Origin of the sequence: Streptomyces sp. NBC_00271, from assembly GCF_036178845.1 — a bacterium.
In the GTDB taxonomy this organism is placed as follows: Bacteria; Actinomycetota; Actinomycetes; order Streptomycetales; family Streptomycetaceae; genus Streptomyces.
Genome location: NZ_CP108070.1, coordinates 5010878 through 5030303 on the forward strand (window position 1 = coordinate 5010878; position 19426 = coordinate 5030303).

Sequence of the window (19426 nt, forward strand, 5' to 3'; positions counted from 1 at the left end):
CCCACCCGCAGCCGAACACCCCGGGGTCCGGGGCGGAGCCCCAGGTCGGAGCGGGGGTCAGGGGGACGCGGGGGCCGAGTTCTTCGTGTCGTGCGGCGTCGCCCCCGCATCGTCACCCGACGTGGCCAGCCACGTACCGACCCCCACCGCGGCGACAAGAACCACCCCCGCCACCCCCAACGTGATCCGACGTCGCCGCGCCGACGCCCGGTGCCGAGCCGACCCCGGCCGAGGCGCCCCCGCCGCCCGCGGCGCCCGAGCCGTCCCGCGCGCCCCACCCGCCAGCTCGTCCGGCCCCGGCACCCGCATCGAGGTGTGCGTGTCCCGGTTGGAGTCCGGCGCAGCCCCCGGCACCAACGGCACCGCCCCCCGCCGCACCCGCGAGGCCGGCGCCGTCGGCTCCGCCGTCTCGCCCCCCTCGGGGACGTCCTCCGCCGACTCCCCGTCCGGTTCGTCGACGTCCAGCGGCGGCATCCCCGCCAGCAGCGGCAGCTGCTCCCGCAACCGCGCCCCGAGCTCGGAGGCCCGCAACCGCGACGCCGGCGCCTTGGCCAGGCACTGCACGATCAGCTGCCACAGCTCCTCGGGGATACCGGGAAGCGGTACGACGGTCTCCGTCACGTGCCGCCGCAGCACCGCCCCGGGATGCCCGCCCCCGAAGGGCGTGAACCCGGCAAGGAGCTCATACAGGACCGTCGCCAGGGCGTAGATGTCGACGGCGGCCCGCGGCGGCAGCCCTTCGATGATCTCGGGCGCGAGATAGTCCGGCGTCCCGATGATCTTCGTGGCCCGCGTCCGCCGCGGCGAGTCGATGAGTTTGGCCACACCGAAGTCCGTGAGCAGCGCGGGGTGCGAGCCACCCGGGCCCAGCGGACCCTGCATGTCCAGCAGCACGTTCTCCGGCTTCACGTCCCGGTGCACGACCCCGGCCGCGTGCGCCGCCGCCAGCCCGTCCGCGACGTCGGCCACGATCGCGACCGCGGCCTCGGGCGCCAGCCGCCGCTCCCGGTCGAGCCGGGTGCGCAGATCCGTGCCCCGTACGAGGTCCATGACGAGCGCGAGGTCATTGCCGTCGACGACGAGGTCCCGTACCGCCACGACATGTGGGTGATCGAGCCCGAGCAGAGCCGTGCGCTCCTGTACGAAGCGGCCCACCAGCTCCTGGTCGGACGCGAGGTCCTCGCGCAGCAGCTTGATGGCGACGGGCCCCTCAGGTCCCTCACCGAGCCACACCGTGCCGGCGCTGCCCCGCCCCAGAATCTGGTGGGCGGTGTACCGGCTGCCGATCTTCCGTGCCAAGACTGCTCCTACTGACGCGTGTTGCCGCTAAAAGTACGCGTCCGAAGAGCCAACCTTCACTCCGGAGACGGAAATCACCCGTCAGATGTCGACAAATCCCCAGAGTCGCATGGGAGCTAACGGGAACTATGGGAACTAGTTGGTGGAAGAGCCGCCGGAAGAGCCTCCGCCGAGATCCCCGATCCAGTTCGTCACGGACTTGAACCCGTCGTGCAGCTCGTCCCAGAAGCTCTGGGTGGTCCCGATCCAGCTCTGAAGGGGACTGAACTCCCAGATCAGCCACGCGGCCACGAACAGGATGACGATCGTGAACAGGCAGCCCTTGAGGCAGCCGAGTCCCGGGATCTTCATCGGGTTGGCGCTGCGCTGCCGCGGTTCGCGCGACTGCCGGGGCGCCGGTGCCTCGGGTTGCTGCGGCGGGGGCGCGTACCGCTGCGGCTGCTGCTGGGGCGCGGGGGCGTACCCCTGCGGCTGCTGCTGCCGCTGACGGCGCTGCGGCGGCTGCTGGGGCTGCTGCTGAGGCGCGTACTGCTGCGGCTGTTGCTGCTGCGGATACCCGTATCCGGGCGGCGGCTGCTGTCCCTGCGGCGGGCGCTGCTGTTGCTGGGGCCGCTGCTGCGGGCGCGCGACCTGCCGCTGCGGACGGCGGCGCAGCGGGTCCTGGTCGGGGTCGAGGTACTGGACCTGGGTCTGCTCGTTGCGGTCCCGGGCCGCGCGCAGCTGGCTCTGCCAGGGGTGCGGGTCCTCGCCCTGACCCGGCTGCCCGGGCTGTCCCGGCTGCCCGGGCTGGTGCGGGGGCACCGGCGGCATGACGGCGGTCGGGTCGGCGGCGCCGCGGTGCGGCAGTACGGCGGTGGGGTCGGCGGCGCCGGACATGCCGGGGGCGCCGGTGTGCGGCAGGACGCTGGTCGCGCCGTTCGGGTCGTAGGCCCCCGGGGCGCTGTGCGGGAGCACCTGCGTGGGGTCGGCCGCGCCGGGCACGCCCGGCACCGCGGCCGGCGCCGGGTCGGGGGCGAGCAGCGCGCCCACGCCCTCCGCGGCGGCGATCTGCGCGGAGTTGGCGTGCACACCGATGCCCTGGGCGACGGTGCGCAGCCCGCGGGCGAGGTTCTCGGCGCTGGGCCGCTCGTCCGGGTTCTTGCGCAGGCAGCGCTCTATGACGGTCCACAGGGGGTCCGGGACCGTGGAGGGGCGGCGCGGCTCGGCGCTCAGGTGCTGGTGCAGCACTTCGAGGGCGGACTCGCCGGCGAACGGGGGACGCCCGGTGACCAGCTCGTACAGCAGGATGCCTGCGCCGTAGATGTCGACGGCGGACGTCTGCGGGCGTCCTTCGGCGGACTCCGGCGCGACATACGCGGGCGTGCCGACGAACTCGTGGGTCCGGGTGAGGCCCGGGGAGTCGGCGAGCCGGGCGATGCCGAAGTCGGTGAGCATCGGGTGCATCTGGCCGCCGTCCTGCTTGAGCAGGACGTTCGCGGGCTTCAGGTCGCGGTGCACGACGCCGTCGGCGTGGCTGGCGGCGAGCGCGTCGGCGACCTGGGCGGTGAGGAGGGCGGCGGCGACGGGCGAGAACGGGCCGTTCTCGCGCAGATAGCGGTGCAGGTCGGGGCCGTCGACCAGGTCCATGACCAGGGCGAGCAGGTCGCCCTCGACGACGAGGTCCCGTACCCGCACGATGTTCGGGTGGGTCAGGCGCAGCAGGACGGAGCGCTCCCGGAGGAACCGCATCACGATGTCCGCGTCGTTGGCGAGCTCTTCCTTGAGGACCTTGATCGCCACGGTCTCGCCGGGCTGGCCGGCGACGGCCGCCTCGGCGCCCGCGGTCTCCCGCTGGCGGGCTCGCCAGACAGTGCCTGTGGCGCCGCGCCCAAGCGGCTCCTCAAGGAGGTACTTGCTCCCTACCGGCCGCACGTCATGCGCTCCCTGTTGCTTGCTTGCCTGGTCCGTCCGCCGTCGTCAACGTGCTACGGCGGTTTCCGCCCCACTGTAGTGCCGAGACAGATGGCACCGGACTGTCGTCTTCCTGTGCTTCCCACTGCTTCCCATAAGCGCCTGTGCTTCGCATAAGCGCTTACGTACGCGTTCCTGCACATGTTCGATGGAAAGACGCTCGCATTCGGCAGTTGGTTGCCGATCGGCGCCCTCGGGGGCGACGTGACCGATCTCAAGCGGGCACCGGTCGGGTACTGGTCAGGCACTTTTACGGGCAGAGCCGACCAATCAAGATCACTTGCCGGTAGGTGACGGGCGTGTTGTCAGTGACAGGTGCGAGGATGCCTTCAGTACTGGCCGATGTGCCCGTGTGCGGTGGGGGAATCTGCGGTGGGGGACCGCGGCACAGCCTCGCCCTCCGCGCGGGTGCCTGCGCGGAAGGGACCGCTGGCGGCGATGCAGATCCGGCTGACCGTCGTAGACCCGCTGGGCTCGCCCTCGGAGCCGCGGGGGCGAGCCGCGGCCTGCGATGTGCTGGTCACCGCTCCCGCCGGGACGGCGTTGGCAGCGGTGGCGGCGGGTCTGGCCTCGGCGGTCGGCGGTGAGGGCGCGGGCCAGCACGACCGCGGCCGAGAGCTCGGCGGGGGTCCCGTCGTGCTGTACGCGGGCGCCGAGCGCCTCGACGGCCAGCGCTGCACGCTGGGCGAGCCGCCCCTGACGGACGGCGCCGTGCTGTCCCTGGGCTGCCCCGCCGAACCCGGTCCTGACGTGGACGGGGTCGCGGCCCGGCTCCATGTCGTCGCGGGCCCCGACGCGGGCGGCGTCCACCTGCTGCACGGCGGCCGGATCGACATCGGCCGCTCCGCCGACGCGGACGTCCCGCTGGACGATCCCGACGTCTCCCGCCTGCACTGCGCGGTCACGGTCACCCCCGAGGGCCGCGTCTCGGTCGCCGACCTGGGCTCGACGAACGGCACGACGCTGGACGGCACCCAGGTCGGCACCCGCCCGGTCCGCTTCGGGCAGGGCGCGCTGCTGCGCGTCGGCGAGTCCTCCCTGCGACTGGCTCCGCCCGGTGGCGCGGATCCGGTGAGCACGACGCCCGACGGGGAGGGCCACGTCAGGGTCACGACCCTCACCGGTACGGCCACCCGCCCGGAGCCGCCCACCGGCCCCGGCCCCTCGTCGTCCTCCGCCGCCCCCACCGGTCCCGCTGCCCCCGCCGGTCCTTCCGCTCCTGTCGTGCCCCACGCGCGCGTGGGGGGCGCCTCAGGCGCCGGCGCGCTGCCCGTGCCGCCCGTCGGTGACACACATCACGGCTTCGGATCGGCGGAGTGGGGCGCCGCGGGCGGCGTCCCCGGAGCACAGGAGCACGGCCCGGTCGTGCCCGAGCAGGGCCGGGCACCCCGGATCGAGAGCAGGCCCGCGCGGCCGTCCGGCCCCGACACGTCGGGGGGCGGAGCCACGTCCCGGGCCGCGGCCGGTCCGGAGCCGGGCACCCGCAAGGGCACGCCCACGCGGGGCACGGACGTACCCCCGGGGGTGCGCAAGCGGAGCGGGCTCGGCGCGTGGGCGCGTCGGCTGACCGGCGGCCGGGGCGAGCTGCCGGGCACCGGACCGGGAGATCCGTACGACACGGACGGGGATGACGAGGCGGCGGAGTTCCTGGCGGCGGCCTCCCTGCCCACGCAGGCCCCGGAGAGCTGGCCCGATCCCGCGACGCTGTTGCTCACCGCGCTGGGTCCGGGACCGCGGCTGTGGGAGCGCGGCCCGGGCCACCCGGAGACGCTGACGGTGCGGCTGGGCACGGCGGACCGGGCGGCCCCCGACGGTTCGGGACTGGTGCCCGCGGTGCCGGTGACCGTGGGCTTGCGGGAGGTCGGCTCGCTGGGCCTGGCGGGGCCGCGGGCGCGGCTGGCCGGGCTGGCCCGCTCGGTGGTCGCCCAGCTCGCCGCGCTGCACTCCCCCGACGCCCTCGACATCGTCCTGATCAGCGCGGACCGCTCCCGCCCTGTGGAGGAGCGCACCGCCGAGTGGTCCTGGCTCGGCTGGCTCCCGCATCTGCGCCCCACCCACGGCCAGGACTGCCGTCTCCTCCTCGCCTACGACCGTGAACAGGCGACGGCCCGCACGGACGAGCTCCTGCGCCGCCTCGAGGACCAGCTGACGGAAACGGGCGGCGCCCGGGGCGCGTACGACAAGGCCGATCGCTCCCCCGTGGACGCGCGGGGCGGCGCACGGCGCCCGTCCTGGGCCCGCGACGAGGACCCGACGGGCGTCGACCGGGACTTCGAGGGGCCGTTCACCGTGCTCGTCGTGGACGGGGACCCCGGAGGCGCCGACGTACGGGAGGCGGTGCTGCGGCTGACGCACGAGGGCGCGCGGGCGGGCATACACGTGGTGTGTCTGGCCGAGACCGTGTCGGCGTCGCCCGCGTCCCCGGTGACGGAGACGTACGAGGCGGCCTGCGAGGCGTCACCGGCGTTCCGGGAGTGCGGGGCGGTCGCGCTGCTCAGCGGGGATGTGGCGACGGCGCTGCGGCTGATGCGGGTGGGTTCCGACGGGCCCGTGGGGCACGGCACGGTCGCCGCGGTGGACGCGGTGTCACTGGCCTGGGCGGAGCGTTTCGCACGCGCACTCGCCCCCCTCCGCACGGACGGGGCGCACGCCGACCGCCACGCGCGCGTGTCCGCGCCGCTCCCGCAAGCGGCCCGTCTGCTGGACGAGTTGGGACTGGCCCGGGCCACCCCGGCGTCACTCATGGCGCGTTGGGCGGACGCGGCGGACGACACGGAGGCGCTCGGCGGCCGCGGCCGGGCCGTCCTCGGCGCCGGCCCGCGCGGCCCGGTCGCCGTGGACCTCCCCGCCGAGGGCCCGCACCTGCTGATCGAGGGCCCGCCCGGCAGCGGTCGTACGGAGCTGCTGCGCGCGATCGCCGCGTCCCTGGCCGCCGCGGAGCGCCCCGACCGGCTCGGGATCGTGCTGATGGACGGGCGGGACAGCACCGGGGGCCACGGCGCCGGCCAAGGAGCGGAGGGGCTGCGGGTCTGTACGGACCTGCCCCACGTCACCACCCACCTCACCGCCAACGACCCCGTACGGATGCGGGAGTTCGCCCAGGCACTCAGCGCCGAACTGAAGCGGCGGGCCGAGCTCCTGGGCCGGCTCGGCTTCGCGGAGTGGCACACGCGCGGCGAGTTGTCGGGCCGGATGGTCGCCCAGCGCACCCCCAAACCCGCCCCGGGAGCGAAGCCCGGCTCCACCTCCCCCTCCGCCTCCGGCGCCGCGGATCTCGATACGCCCCCCAGTTCCACCCTGCGGCTGCGCCCGGCGGCTGCCCGCGAACGGACGGATCCGGGCCCCCCGTTGGCCCGTCTCTTCGTCATCATCGACGACCTGGACGCGCTGCTCTCCCCCGCGCTGGGCTCCCCGGGACGACCGGCGGCCGGTTCGGTCGTACGGGCTCTCGAGGCCGTCGCCCGCGAGGGTGACCGCCTCGGTGTGCACCTCGTGGCGGCCGCCGCGGACGACGGCCGCACGGCGACCACCGAACTGGGCCGCGCCGCCTCGCTCCGTATCTCCCTCGATTCGGTGTCCCCCGGCGCGGACGAACCCGCCCCCGGCCGGGGCCGTCTGTCCACTCCCGACGGTCGCCTCACGCCCTTCCAGGCCGGCCGGGTCACCGGCCGCATCCCCCGCACGGCCACCCTCCGCCCCACGGTCGTCCCGCTCGAATGGCACCGCATGGGCGACCCCCCGGCCCGCCGCCCGGTCCGCGAACTCGGCAACGGCCCCACGGACCTGGCCCTGCTTGCCAGCGCGCTCGAGCGGGCGGCGAGGTCGGTGGCGGCGGTGGAGATGCCGTCGTTGCTGTAGGTCTTCGACGGCCGTACGCGCCACTCAACCCTCACGCACACAGAGTCCGCACCGCGTTCGCACAGCCGCCGACGTCACGACCCAGTCACGATCACCCACTTGACGGCGCAGGCGCTCTTGCCGCCCTCGATGCCCCAGGCGTAGACCAGAGCGCACGGGACAGCGCCGGACGTTCGACGAAGAACGAGAACGGGGCAGTGATGCACAGAGCTCTTCGTACACACAAGTCGCCCAACCACTCGACGCACAGGTCACGCAGAGCCGCACACCACCGCAGATCACACAGGGCCGCACAGGCCGCCGCAGCCGCCGTCGCCGTCGCGCTCGCCCTCACCGCGTGTGGCGGAGGCGGCAAGGACAAGAAGGAAGACGGCGGTACGAGCAGTGCCAGTGCGAGCGGCGACACCGTCGCCCTCCCCAAGCTCGACGGCGAGAGCCTCGAAGTCGCCGCCGTCTGGACCGGCGAGGAGCAGAAGAACTTCAAGACGGTCCTCGCCGAGTTCGAGAAGCGCACCGGCGCGAAGGTGACCTTCGTGGCGGCCCAGGACCCGATCATCAACTTCCTCGGTTCGAAGATCGCGGGCGGCCAGCCGCCGGACGTCGCGCTGCTCCCGCAGCCCGGCGCCATCAAACAGGCCGTCGACAAGAAGTGGGCCAAGCCCCTCGGCCCCGAGGCCCTGGCCGAACTCGCCAAGAACTACTCCCAGGGCTGGCAGGACATCGGCAAGGTGGGCGGCAAGCAGTACGGCGTGTATTACAAGGCCGCCAACAAGTCGCTGATCTGGTACAACGCCAAGGTCTTCGAGAACGCGGGCGCGAAGGAGCCGCAGACCTGGCAGGACCTGCTGACGACCGCGCAGACGGTCTACGACTCCGGTGTCACCCCGTTCTCCGTCGGCGGCGCCGACGGCTGGACCCTCACCGACTGGTTCGAGAACGTGTATCTCTCCCAGGCGGGCCCGGAGAAGTACGACCAGCTGAGCCAGCACAAGATCAAGTGGACGGATCCGTCCGTCAAGCAGGCCCTCACCACCCTCGCCGGGATCTGGGGCAAGAAGAACTACATCGCGGGCGGCGCGAACGGTGCCCTGCAGACGGAGTTCCCGAACTCCGTCACCCAGACCTTCACCGGCGGCGACCAGCCCAAGGCGGGCATGGTCTTCGAGGGCGACTTCGCACAGGTCAACATCGGCGAGACCAAGGCCAAGGTGGGCACGGACGCGAAGGTGTTCCCGTTCCCTGCCGTGGGCAGCGCGGCGCCCGTGGTCTCCGGCGGCGACGCGGCCGTCATCCTGAAGGACTCCAAGGCGGCGCAGGCGCTCGCCACCTTCCTGGCCTCCCCGGACGCGGCGACGATCCAGGCCAAGCTGGGCGGCTACCTCTCCCCCAACAAGAACGTGCCGAACGCGGCGTACCCGAACGCGGTGCAGCAGAAGATCGCCAAGTCCCTGATCGCGTCGGGCGACGACTTCCGTTTCGACATGTCCGACCAGGCCCCGCAGGCCTTCGGTGGCACCCCCGGCAAGGGTGAGTGGAAGGACCTCCAGGACTTCCTGAAGAACCCGACCGACGTCGCGAGCACCCAGGCGACGTTGGAGAAGGACGCGGCGGCGGCGTACGGCAGCGGAAGCTGATCCGGCGATGACGTCGGCAACGACCGGAGGAACCGCACCGGTTCCTCCGGTCCGCACACGCAAGAGCGTGACCGGCACCCGCAGGGCCGTGGCGGTGCTGTTCCTGCTGCCCTGTCTCGTGCTGCTCGGCGCGCTCGTGGTCTACCCGATCGGGTACTCGCTGATCCGCAGCTTCCTCAACCAGTCCGGCGACGGTTTCGCCGGGGTCGACAACTACAAGGCGCTGTTCACCGACGACGGCATCCGTACCGCCCTCAAGAACAACGTCATCTGGGTCGTGTTCGCGCCCACCGTCGCGACCGCGCTCGGTCTCGTCTTCGCGGTCCTCACCGAACGGGTCCGCTGGGGCACGGCGTTCAAACTGGTCGTCTTCATGCCGATGGCGATCTCGATGCTCGCCGCGGGGATCATCTTCCGGCTGGTGTACGACCAGGACCCGCACAAGGGGGTCGCGAACGCGGTCTGGGTGGGGGTGCACGACACCTTCGCCGAGTCGTCGGCGTTCCCGAACGCCCACCCGGGACGGCAGTCGCCGCTCCAGCCGGAGAAGGGCGGCTTCCTCACCCAACAGGCCGTGCACGCCGGGCAGTCCGTCACCCTTCCCCTCGTCGGCGTCGCCCCCGACAAGATGCCGGGCGGCGCGAAGAAGGCCGTACAGGCACCGTCCGAGCCCGGCAAGGTCACCGGCACCGCCTGGCAGGACTTCACCCGGGGCAAGGGCGTCGGCAGGCTCGGCCAGGTCGACCCGGGCGAACTCGGCTACCCGGGCATGAAGATCGAGGCGGTGAAGGACGGCAAGGTCGTCGACGCGGCGAAGGTGCGGGGCGACGGCACCTTCACGCTCTCCGAGAAGGCCGACGGGGCTCAACTGCGGCTCCCGGCGAGCAACTTCCGTGAGCCGTACAACGGCGTCGACTGGCTCGGCCCGTCGCTCGTCACCCCGGCCGTGATCGGCGCGTACGTCTGGATGTGGGCCGGCTTCGCCATGGTGCTCATCGCGGCGGGGCTCGCGGGCGTGCCGCGTGAACTCCTCGAAGCGGCACGGGTGGACGGGGCGAACGAGTGGCAGGTGTTCCGGAGGGTCACCGTGCCGCTGCTCGCGCCCGTCCTCGCCGTCGTCCTGGTCACGCTGATGATCAACGTGCTGAAGGTCTTCGACCTGGTCTTCATCATTCCGCCGGGCTCCTCCCAGGACGACGCGAACGTGCTGGCCCTGGAGCTGTACCGGAAGGGCTTCTCCGAGGACCAGCCGGGCATCGCGAGCGCGATCGCCGTGTTCCTGCTGCTGCTCGTGATCCCCGTGGTGTGGTTCAACGTGCGTCGTCTGCGGCGGGAGGTACGACGATGACCACCCAAGCCGGCGGTCTCACGAAGACCGCGCCCGTCACCGGCGTCAAGGCCAGGCAGTCGCTCGGCTCACGGCTCGCGAGCGGTGTCAGCGGCGGAATCGTCCGGGTCTTCCTCCTCCTCGTCGGCCTGTTCTGGCTGGTGCCGACGATCGGGCTGCTGCTGTCCTCGCTGCGCACACCACAGGACATGAGCGCGTCCGGCTGGTGGAAGGTCTTCAGCGAGCCCTCCCAGCTCACCGTGGACAGTTACCAGAAGCTCCTGGAGAACGGTGACATCACCGGTTCACTGGGGAACACGGTGCTGATCACCGTCCCGGCGACCGTCCTCGTCGTCGTCATCGGCGCGCTCGCGGGCTACGCCTTCGCCTGGATGGAGTTCCCGGGCCGCGACTGGTGGTTCCTCGCGGTCGTCGGTCTGCTGGTCGTCCCCGTGCAGGTGGCGCTGATCCCGATCGCCGAACTCTTCGGCAAGCTCGGCATCTTCGGCACGATCTTCGGGGTGATCCTCTTCCATGTGGGCTTCGGTCTGCCCTTCGCGGTGTTCCTGCTGCGGAACTTCTTCGCGGAGATCCCCCGGGAGCTGCTGGAGGCGGCCCGGCTCGACGGCGCGGGTGAACTGCGCCTGTTCCTCAGGGTCGTGATGCCGCTCGGCGGTCCCGCGATCGCCTCGCTCGGCATCTTCCAGTTCCTGTGGGTGTGGAACGACATGCTGGTCGCGCTGGTGTTCTCCGACGCGGGCAGCCAGCCGATCACGGTCGCGCTCCAGACCCAGGTACGCCAGTTCGGCAACAACATCGACGTGCTGGCGCCCGGCGCCTTCATCTCGATGGTCATCCCGCTGGCCGTGTTCTTCGCGTTCCAACGTCAGTTCGTGTCCGGGGTGATGGCGGGCGCGGTGAAGTAGTCGGACAAACAACCACATCAGGGGTGAGCCGGACACCGGCTCGCCCCTCGGCGTTCACCCAGAATCCCCCGTATGCCACATCTGGCGTAACCAAGTCACTCCTTCGGCCGTTGCCGGGCCGTATGCCCGCGCCGACCCATGGATGTCCCTTGCCCAGGTTCAGTGTCATCGTCCCCGCGTACAAGGTTCAGGCGTACCTGCACGAATGCCTCGAATCCGTGCTGGAGCAGTCCTATCCGGACCTCGAACTGATCGCCGTCGACGACTGCTCGCCCGACGCCTGCGGCGCGATCATCGACGAGTTCGCCGCCCGTGACTCCCGGGTCCGTCCCGTCCGCCTGCCGGGGAACGTGGGCCTCGGCCGCGCCCGCAACGCGGGTCTCGAACACGCCACCGGCGACTACCTGCTCTTCCTGGACGGCGACGACACCCTCACCCCGGACGCCCTGCACGCGATCGCCGACCGGCTGAAGGAGACCTCCGAACCGGATGTCCTGGTCTACGACTACGCGCGCACCTACTGGAACGGGGACATCGTCCGCAACCGCTTCGCGGAGCAGCTCAGCGAGCGGGGGCCCGCGCCCTTCCGGCTCGACGACCGGCCGGAACTGCTCAGGGTCCTGATGGTGGTCTGGAACAAGGCGTACCGAAGGGAGTTCGTGCAGCGCGCGGGTCTCTCCTTCCCGCCCGGCTACTACGAGGACACCCCCTGGACCTACCCGGCGCTGATCTCCGCCGAGACGATCGCCACCCTCGACCGGGTCTGTGTGCACTACCGCCAGCGCCGTCAGGGCAACATCCTCGGCACCAGCAGCCGCAAGCACTTCGACATCTTCGAGCAGTACGACCGCGTCTTCGCGCATCTCGACGCGCACCCGGAGCTGGCACGCTGGCGTCCGGTCCTGTTCCGCCGCATGGTCGACCACCTCTCGACGGTGTTCTCCAAGCGGGGCCGACTGCCGCGCGGCACCCGCGCCGAGTTCCTGCGCAAGGCCCGCACCCACTACCGCCGTTACCGGGCCCCGGGCGCCCCCGTCCGCCCCCGCACCCGCCTCCGGCACGCCCTGGTCCGGCTCGGCAACCACCGCACGTACCGCCTGCTCGGCCTGGCCACGAGCACCCACAAGAAGGCACTGCGTGGCGTCAAGGGACTGCTGCGCAAGGTCCGCGGCGGCGCCCTCCAGTTCCACTACCGCGTCCAGCTCCGCCTGCCGCTGCGCGCCGACCGCGCCGTCTTCTCCAGCTACTGGGGGCGCGGCCACGGCTGCAACCCGGGCGCCCTGGAGTCCGCGTTCCGTGAACTCGCCCCGCACATCCGTACGGCGTGGATCGCGCACCCCGAGCACCACCACACGATCCCGGCCTCGACGCGCCGCCTGCGGCCCGGTACGACGGCGTACTGGACGGCGCTCGCCCGCTCCAAGTACCTCGTCAACAACGTCAACTTCGACCGCCGGCTGGTCAAGCGCCCCGGCCAGATCATGATCCAGACCCAGCACGGCACCCCGCTCAAGTACATGGGCCTCGACCTCCAGGACCGCCCGGCGGCCGCCCGTGACACCGACTTCGCCGAGCTGTTGCGCAACGCCGACAAGTGGGACTACTGCCTGTCGGGCAACCGCCACTCCACCCTGATCTGGGAGCGCGTCTTCCCCGCCGCGTACACGACGCTGGAGTACGGCCTCCCCCGCAACGACGTGTTCCAGCGGGCGACCTCGACGGACGTCACCCGGCTGCGGCAGTCCCTCGGCATCCCCGAGGGCACGGTCGCCGTCCTGTACGCGCCGACCTACCGCGACTACCGCCGCACCCAGCGGCTCGCCCTCGACCTGGAGCGCGTCCTGCGCCGGCTCGGCCCCCGGTTCGTCGTCCTGACCCGCGCCCACCACTCGTACGCCGCCGCGCTGAGCAACCGCTCCGGGGCCCGGCTCATCGACGTCTCCGACCACCCGAGCATCGAGAAACTCTGCCTGGCCTCGGACGCGCTGGTCACCGACTACTCCTCCCTGATGTTCGACTACGCGGTCCTGGACCGGCCGATCGTGATCCACGCGGACGACTGGGAGGCGTACCAGGCCTCCCGGGGCACCTACTTCGACCTGCGGGACTTCCCGCCGGGTGCGGTCGCGCGCAGCGAGGACGAGCTGATCGACATCTTCGCGACCGGCCACTGGCGCGGCTCCCGCTCGACCCAGCTGCGGACCGCGTTCCGCGAGCGGTTCTGCCCGTACGAGGACGGGCGCGCCGCCGAGCGGGTCGTACGCCATGTCGTGCTGGGCGAGAGCGCCGGGCGGCCGCGGGTGCTGCCGCCCGCGCAGCGCCACCCGGTCCCGTCGGCCGCCGCCGCCCGTCCCCGGACCCCCCTGGCCACCGTGCCCGCGCCCGCGCCCGCGCCCGGCACCCCCGTCCCCGTCGCCGAGACCCTCTGAACCGGAGCAGGCATGCCCTCCAGCCCCTCCCGGCCCACACCGACGAGACCCGTCACCTGGCGCCCCGCCGGGCGGCCCGGGCGCTGACACCCACCGGCACCCCAGCAGTAGCCCCAGAAGCAACCAGAGAAGCAGTCAGAGAAGTAAGCAGAGAAAGAGCAGAATGCCCCGCTTCAGCATCATCGTCCCCACTCATGGAGTCGCCGGACGACTGGCCCTCGCACTGGACTCGGTCCTCGACCAGTCCTTCGGCGACTTCGAGCTGATCCCGGTCTGCGACGGGCCGGACTCCCCGGCGGGCGAGGTCGCCGCCGGGTACGCCGCGCGGGACTCCCGGGTCGCCCCGGTCCACTCACCGCCCGCGGACGGACTGAGCGGGGCGCGCAACACCGGGACCGGGGCGGCGAGCGGCACGTATCTGCTCTTCCTCGACGGCGACGACGTCCTGGTGCCGGGCGCGCTGGCCGCCCTGGACCACGAACTCCAGAGGGAGCCCGAGGAGGCGGACGTCCTCTACTTCGGACACGAACGCGTCCACTGGTGGGACGTCGAGACCAGCACACCGCCCCTCCCGAAGGCCCCGGAGGGGGTGTTCACCCCGGACCGGGCGCCGCGGCTGACCGGCGCGGGCCTTCCGGCGTGGAGCGCGGCCTACCGCCGGGCGTTCCTGCGGGAGCGGCGCCTCGCCTTCCCCCCGGGGCACTTCACGGATCTCGGCTGGGGCGGCCTGGTGACGGTCGCCGCCGGGCGGCTGGCGGTGCTGCGCCAGGTCGTCGTACGGCATCGGCTGCGACGGCAGGGCAGCCGCCTGAACACGCCGGGCGAGCACCAGTTCCAGCTCCTCGACCAGGTCGACCTGGTGCTCACCCGGGCGGCCGAGGAGAAGCTGTCCGTGGAGCGGTCGCGGGCGCTGTTCGGTGACCTCTTCGCGGCGGTGCTGAAGTCCGCCGCCCATCCGCAGCGGCTTCCGCTGCACCGGCGCCGGGCCTTCTTCCGGCGCGCGGGCCGGCTCTACCGGCGCCACCGGCCCGCCGGGTTCCGGCCGCCGCCGGGCCGGATCGGGGTGCAGTACCGGCTCCTGGCGGCCGGGGCGTACAGCGCCTTCCGCGCGCTGCGCGGCGTCAGCCGGCGGATGGCGAGGGCGGGAATGGGGGTCCCCCCCGGTCGAGCGAAGTCGAGAGCTTGGGGGACGTTGCCGCGCCCCCGTCGGCTGAGCGCCCGCGCGCAGTACGCCGCGCAACTGCGCCTCCCCCTCGACGAGAACCTCGTCGTGTACTGCGCCTACTGGGGCCGCGGCTACGCCTGCAGCCCGGCCGCGATCCACGCCAAGGCCCTCGAACTCGCCCCGCATCTGCGCTCGGTGTTCCTGGTCGAGGCCGACGCGGCGGACCAGGTACCGGACGGCGTCGACCACGCGGTGATCGGCAGCCCGCGCGCCTGGGAGGTGCTGGCCCGCGCCAAGTACCTGGTCAACAACGCCAATTTCGCGGACGGTGTCGTCAAGCGGCCCGGCAGCGTGCATCTGCAGACCCAGCACGGCACGCCGCTGAAGACGATGGGCGTCGACCAGTCGACGTATCCGATCGTGGCCGCCGCGACCGGCAGCTTCGCCAAGCTGCTGGCCCGGATGGACCGCTGGGACTACAACCTCTCCTCCAACCGGCACTCCACCCAGATGTGGGAGCGGGCCTTCCCGGGCACGTACGAGGCCCTGGAGTACGGCTATCCGCGCAACGACGTCTACTACACGGCGACCGCCGAGGACGTGGCCCGCGTCCGCGCCCGGCTGGGCGTCCCGGAGGGCAAGACCGCCCTCCTCTACGCGCCCACGCACCGCGACTACAGCACCGGCTTCGAGTCCCGGCTCGACCTGGAGGCCTTCTGCGAGGAGGTCGGCGACGAGTTCGTCGTGCTGCTGCGCGCCCACTACTTCTACGACGAGGGCAGGGGCAGAAGCAGCGGCCGGATCATCGACGTGACCCGGCACCGGTCCTCGGAGGACGTCTGTCTGGCCGCCGACGCGCTGATCACGGACTACTCGTCGATCATGTTCGACTACGCCAACCTCGACCGCCCGATCGTCGTGTACGCGGACGACTGGGAGGTCTACCGGGAGACGCGGGGCGTCTACTTCGACCTGATGGAGGCACCGCCGGGCCCGGTGGTGCGCACCCCGGCGGAGCTCGCGGGGGCCTTCCGTGACCGCTCCTACGCGGACGACTCCTCGCGAGCCCTGCGGGCCGCGTTCCGTGAGCGCTTCTGCCAGTTCGACGACGGGCAGGCCGCCGAGCGGGTCGTGCGCAGAGTGCTGCTGGGCCGGCCGCCCGAGGCGATCCCCCCGGTGATCCCCCTCGCCGAGCGCCTTCCGGCCCCCGCCGCGTCCACCCTCGTAAGGAGCTGACGACGTGCCCCGCTTCAGCGTCATCGTGCCCGTCTTCAAGGTGCAGGGCTTTCTGCGCGAGTGCCTCGACTCGGTCCTGGATCAGTCGTACACCGACATCGAGGTGATCGCGGTCGACGACTGCTCGCCGGACGGCTGCGGCGCGATCCTCGACGAGTACGCGGCCCGCGAACCGCGCCTGCGGGTGCTGCACCTGCCGCAGAACGTGGGCCTCGGCCGCGCCCGCAACGCCGGAATGCCGTACGCGACGGGGGACTACCTCCTCTTCCTCGACAGCGACGACACCCTCACGCCGGGCGCCCTGCGTGCCATGGCCGACCGCCTCGACGAGACGGCCGACCCCGATGTGCTGGTCTTCGACTACGCGCGCACCTACTGGTGGGGCGGTACGCGCCGCAACGTCCTCGCGCAGGTGCTCGCCGAGGGCGGCGACGGCTGCTTCACGGCCGCCGAACACCCGGAGATCCTCGACCTGTTGATGGTCGTGTGGAACAAGGTCCACCGCCGCGCGTTCGTCGAGCGGGAGGGCTTCACCTTCCCGCCCGGCTACTACGAGGACACCCCCTGGACGTTCCCGGTCCTGCTCAGCGCAGAGCGGATCGCCACCCTGGACCGGATCTGCCTGAACTACCGGCAGCGCCGCCAGGGCAACATCCTGTCCACCACCAGCCGCAAGCACTTCGACATCCACGACCAGTACGAGCGGGTCTTCGCCTTCGTCGACTCCCGCCCGCGGCTGTCGAGCTGGCGCCCGTTCCTGCACCGCAAGATGGGCGAGCACTGTCTGGACATCCTCGCCAAGCCGGACCGGCTGCCCGCGTCCGACAAGGGCGAGTTCTTCCGGCGTACGGCCGCCCTCTTCCGCAAGCACAAGGGCGGCGGCCCGGTGCCGCGCGAACTGCGCGTCCTCCAGGGCGGTTACGTGACCTACCTCGCCCGGCGCCAGTCCGGCCGACTCGGCGCGGAACTCGGCCGACGCGGGCTCCAGGTGCGCAAGGTGGCGGCCACCCGGGTCAAGAGCGGCTGGTCCGCGGCGCACGAGCACCGGCCGCTGGACCCGGACCTCGCGGTGTACTCGGCGTTCTCGCACCGCGGGGTGCTCGGCGACCCGGGCGCGATCTACCACGCGGCGCGCGAACTCGCCCCGCACGTCCGGGGGGTGTGGGTGGTGCGCGAGGACCAGGCGCCGCTGCTGCCGCCCGGCGTCGAGTACGTCCTGCCGGACTCGCTCGGCTACCGCCGGGTCACCGCCCGCGCCACGTACCTGGTCAACAACGTCAACTGGCCCGGCACCCTGGTCAAGCGCGCGGGCAGCGTCCATGTGCACACCCACCAGGGCACCCCGCTGAAGTACATGGGAGCCGACCTGCGCGACAAGCCAGGTGCCCGGCACGGCTTCGACGTGCCGCAGATGCTGCGCCGCGCCGACCGCTGGGACTACAGCCTGGTCGCCAACCGCCACTCCGAACTGGTCTGGGACCGCGCCTACCCCTGCCACTTCACCTCGCTGCGCACCGGCAGCCCCCGCAACGACGTCCTCGTACGGGCCCGGCCCGAGGACGGTGCGGCGGTCCGCGCCCGCCTCGGCATCCCGGCCGGCCACCGGGTGGTGCTGTACGCGCCGACGCGCCGCGACTACGTCCGCGGCGGACTCGTCGACCGGATCGACCTCGCCCGGTTCGCCGACGACCTCGGCGAGGGCCACACCCTCCTCGTACGGCTGCACCCCTCGCTCACGGACGGCCCCTCGCGCGGGATGGGCCTGTCCGAGCTGCACCGGCGCGGGGTCGTGCTCGACGCGACCGACGAGCCGCACGTCGAGGACCTGATGCTCGCCTCCGACGTGCTGGTCACGGACTACTCGGCCCTGATGTTCGACTACGCCAACCTGGACCGGCCGATCGTGATCCACGCGGACGACTGGGGCGCGTACGCCGCGAGCCGGGGCGCGTATTTCGACATCACGGCCGACGCGCCGGGCCATGTGGCCCGCTCCTACCGGGAGCTGGCGTGGCTGTTCGCGTCCGGGGCCTGGCGGGACGAGGAGTCGGCACGGCTGCGGTCCGGGTTCCGGACGAGGTTCTGCGCGTTCGACGACGGGCGGGCGGCCGAGCGGGTGGTACGGACGCTGATGCTCGGCGAGCGCGTCGCGCACCCGGTGGCGGTTGCGGTGGTGCCCGCGCAGGCGGGACACCACGTCCTCACGTCGTCGTGAGCGCCCTCATGACCGTCGTGGGCCCGTTCGTGAAGCCGCGCCCGCCTCGGTTCTGGGTGGTCGTCCTGGCCGCCGCCTTCGCCCTGCTCCAGCTCGCGAACGTCACCGGCCGCGACACCCCCGACACCAAGAACTACCTCTCGTACGCCCTGAGTCTGCGCGGCGCGAGCAAGCACGAGGCGGCCGCGGCCACCATCGACTACGCCTGCGCCGGCCGGGCGTCCCTCGCGCGCCGCGACCAGAGCGTCGACGTCGTCCACTTCCGCGAGCCGAGCCCCGCCGGGCGGGTCGTCGAGGAGTGCCGGCGCGACCAGTGGGGGTGGGTGTCGAAGCGGCTGAGCGCCGGGCAGACGGCGGGCCACACCGTGCCGTTCATGCCGCCGCGCTTCATACGGATCTTCGAGGCGCGCCCCGGCTACCCGGTCTTCCTGGTCCCCTTCATCACCGTCCTCGGCGTGAAGTGGGGCCTGTGGACGTCGAGTGTCCTCATCACGGTCACCGGGGGCGTACTCGCCTTCCTGGTACTGCGCACCCTGCGCGCCCCCACCGTCGCCGCGCTGACCGGACAGGCCCTCTTCTACGTCCTGCCGTGCGGCACGACCGCCATGCGGCCCATGCCCGAGGGCCTGCTGCTGGCCCTGACACTGGCCGCGCTGTGGGGCTGCGCACTCGCTCTGGAGGGCCGGACGCGGGCCGCGACCGCGCTGGTCGGCGGATCCCTGGCCGCGCTCTTCGCCGTCAAGCACGCGCAGGCGCTGTTCCTCGGGCTGTGCCTGGCGGGCGCCTGCGCGGTGCTCGGCATCCGGCGCGGCGGACTACGGCAACCGCTGCGGAGGCTCGCGCGGCCGTTGCGCGAGGTGGGGGTGGTCGCGGCCTGCGGAGTCGCCGTCACCCTGCTCGCGGCCAAGGTGCTGGGCTACCCGTCCGAGTCGGAGTCCCTCCAGGACCTGCTCACGGCCCACTTCTCCCGGCCCGACCGCAGCCGCCCGTGGCCGGAGTTCCTGGACCTGGAGGTCAACTTCTGGGTGGAGTCGCTGCGTCGCGAGCTCGGGCAGCCGTTCTTCCCGACGGCCCTGCAGGCCGGGGCCTGGGGCGCGCTGCGGCAGCGTCCGGCCTTCGGGGTGTTCCTGGTCGCGGGCGCGCTCACCGGCGTCCTCGACCAGGCCGGACAGCCCGACATCAACATCTACGGCGACCGGCTGATCGTGCTGGCGTGGGTGCTGCCGGTGGTGGGACTTCCGCTGCTGCTGGAACAGGTCGTACGGCCGCGGGTGCGGGGGCTCGACACGGTGCCGGGCCCGCTTCGGACGGACGCGGGGCCGAACACCGCCATGGGCGCCGGGACGGGCGCCGAGCTGGACGCCGGAGTCGCTCGATGAGGTGAAGT

General features: G+C 72.5%; 10 protein-coding genes. 8 read left to right on the forward strand and 2 right to left on the reverse strand.

What is annotated here, in order from left to right; all coding sequences use genetic code 11:
• Positions 1 to 57 precede the first annotated feature (57 nt).
• Entirely contained in the window at positions 58 to 1299 is a 1242-nt protein-coding gene (locus OG798_RS23085; RefSeq protein ID WP_267061986.1) for a serine/threonine-protein kinase, read from the reverse strand.
• 135 nt (positions 1300 to 1434) lie between these two features.
• Positions 1435 to 3210 (reverse strand): serine/threonine-protein kinase, encoded by a 1776-nt coding sequence (locus OG798_RS23090; protein WP_097225702.1) that lies wholly within the window; start codon positions 3208 to 3210, stop codon positions 1435 to 1437.
• Positions 3211 to 3687: 477 nt separating this feature from the next.
• On the opposite strand from OG798_RS23090, the gene OG798_RS23095 reads away from it, so the two are divergent.
• From OG798_RS23095 to OG798_RS23130, 8 genes are all read left to right on the forward strand, one after another.
• Positions 3688 to 7107, forward strand: coding sequence for an FHA domain-containing protein (locus OG798_RS23095; RefSeq protein ID WP_328760067.1), 3420 nt, complete (start codon positions 3688 to 3690; stop codon positions 7105 to 7107).
• A 200-nt stretch (positions 7108 to 7307) separates the two neighbouring features.
• Positions 7308 to 8741 (forward strand): ABC transporter substrate-binding protein, encoded by a 1434-nt coding sequence (locus OG798_RS23100; protein ID WP_328757622.1) that lies wholly within the window; start codon positions 7308 to 7310, stop codon positions 8739 to 8741.
• 7 nt (positions 8742 to 8748) lie between these two features.
• On the forward strand, positions 8749 to 10089 hold the full coding sequence (locus OG798_RS23105) for a carbohydrate ABC transporter permease (RefSeq protein WP_095854336.1): 1341 nt from the start codon (positions 8749 to 8751) through the stop codon (positions 10087 to 10089).
• Positions 10086 to 10994 carry a carbohydrate ABC transporter permease gene (locus OG798_RS23110; RefSeq protein ID WP_121415976.1) on the forward strand — a complete coding sequence of 303 codons (909 nt, stop codon included), beginning with the start codon at positions 10086 to 10088 and terminating at the stop codon, positions 10992 to 10994. The genes OG798_RS23105 and OG798_RS23110 overlap by 4 nt, the downstream gene beginning before the upstream one ends.
• A 149-nt stretch (positions 10995 to 11143) precedes the next feature.
• Positions 11144 to 13423 (forward strand): bifunctional glycosyltransferase/CDP-glycerol:glycerophosphate glycerophosphotransferase, encoded by a 2280-nt coding sequence (locus OG798_RS23115; protein ID WP_267061990.1) that lies wholly within the window; start codon positions 11144 to 11146, stop codon positions 13421 to 13423.
• A 163-nt stretch (positions 13424 to 13586) separates the two neighbouring features.
• Positions 13587 to 15824: a bifunctional glycosyltransferase/CDP-glycerol:glycerophosphate glycerophosphotransferase gene (locus OG798_RS23120; protein WP_267061991.1), complete on the forward strand. Its 2238-nt coding sequence runs from the start codon at positions 13587 to 13589 to the stop codon at positions 15822 to 15824.
• 4 nt (positions 15825 to 15828) lie between these two features.
• Positions 15829 to 18039 carry a bifunctional glycosyltransferase/CDP-glycerol:glycerophosphate glycerophosphotransferase gene (locus OG798_RS23125; protein ID WP_328757623.1) on the forward strand — a complete coding sequence of 737 codons (2211 nt, stop codon included), beginning with the start codon at positions 15829 to 15831 and terminating at the stop codon, positions 18037 to 18039.
• An 8-nt stretch (positions 18040 to 18047) separates the two neighbouring features.
• Positions 18048 to 19418 (forward strand): hypothetical protein, encoded by a 1371-nt coding sequence (locus tag OG798_RS23130; RefSeq protein ID WP_328760068.1) that lies wholly within the window; start codon positions 18048 to 18050, stop codon positions 19416 to 19418.
• Positions 19419 to 19426: the final 8 nt, after the last annotated feature.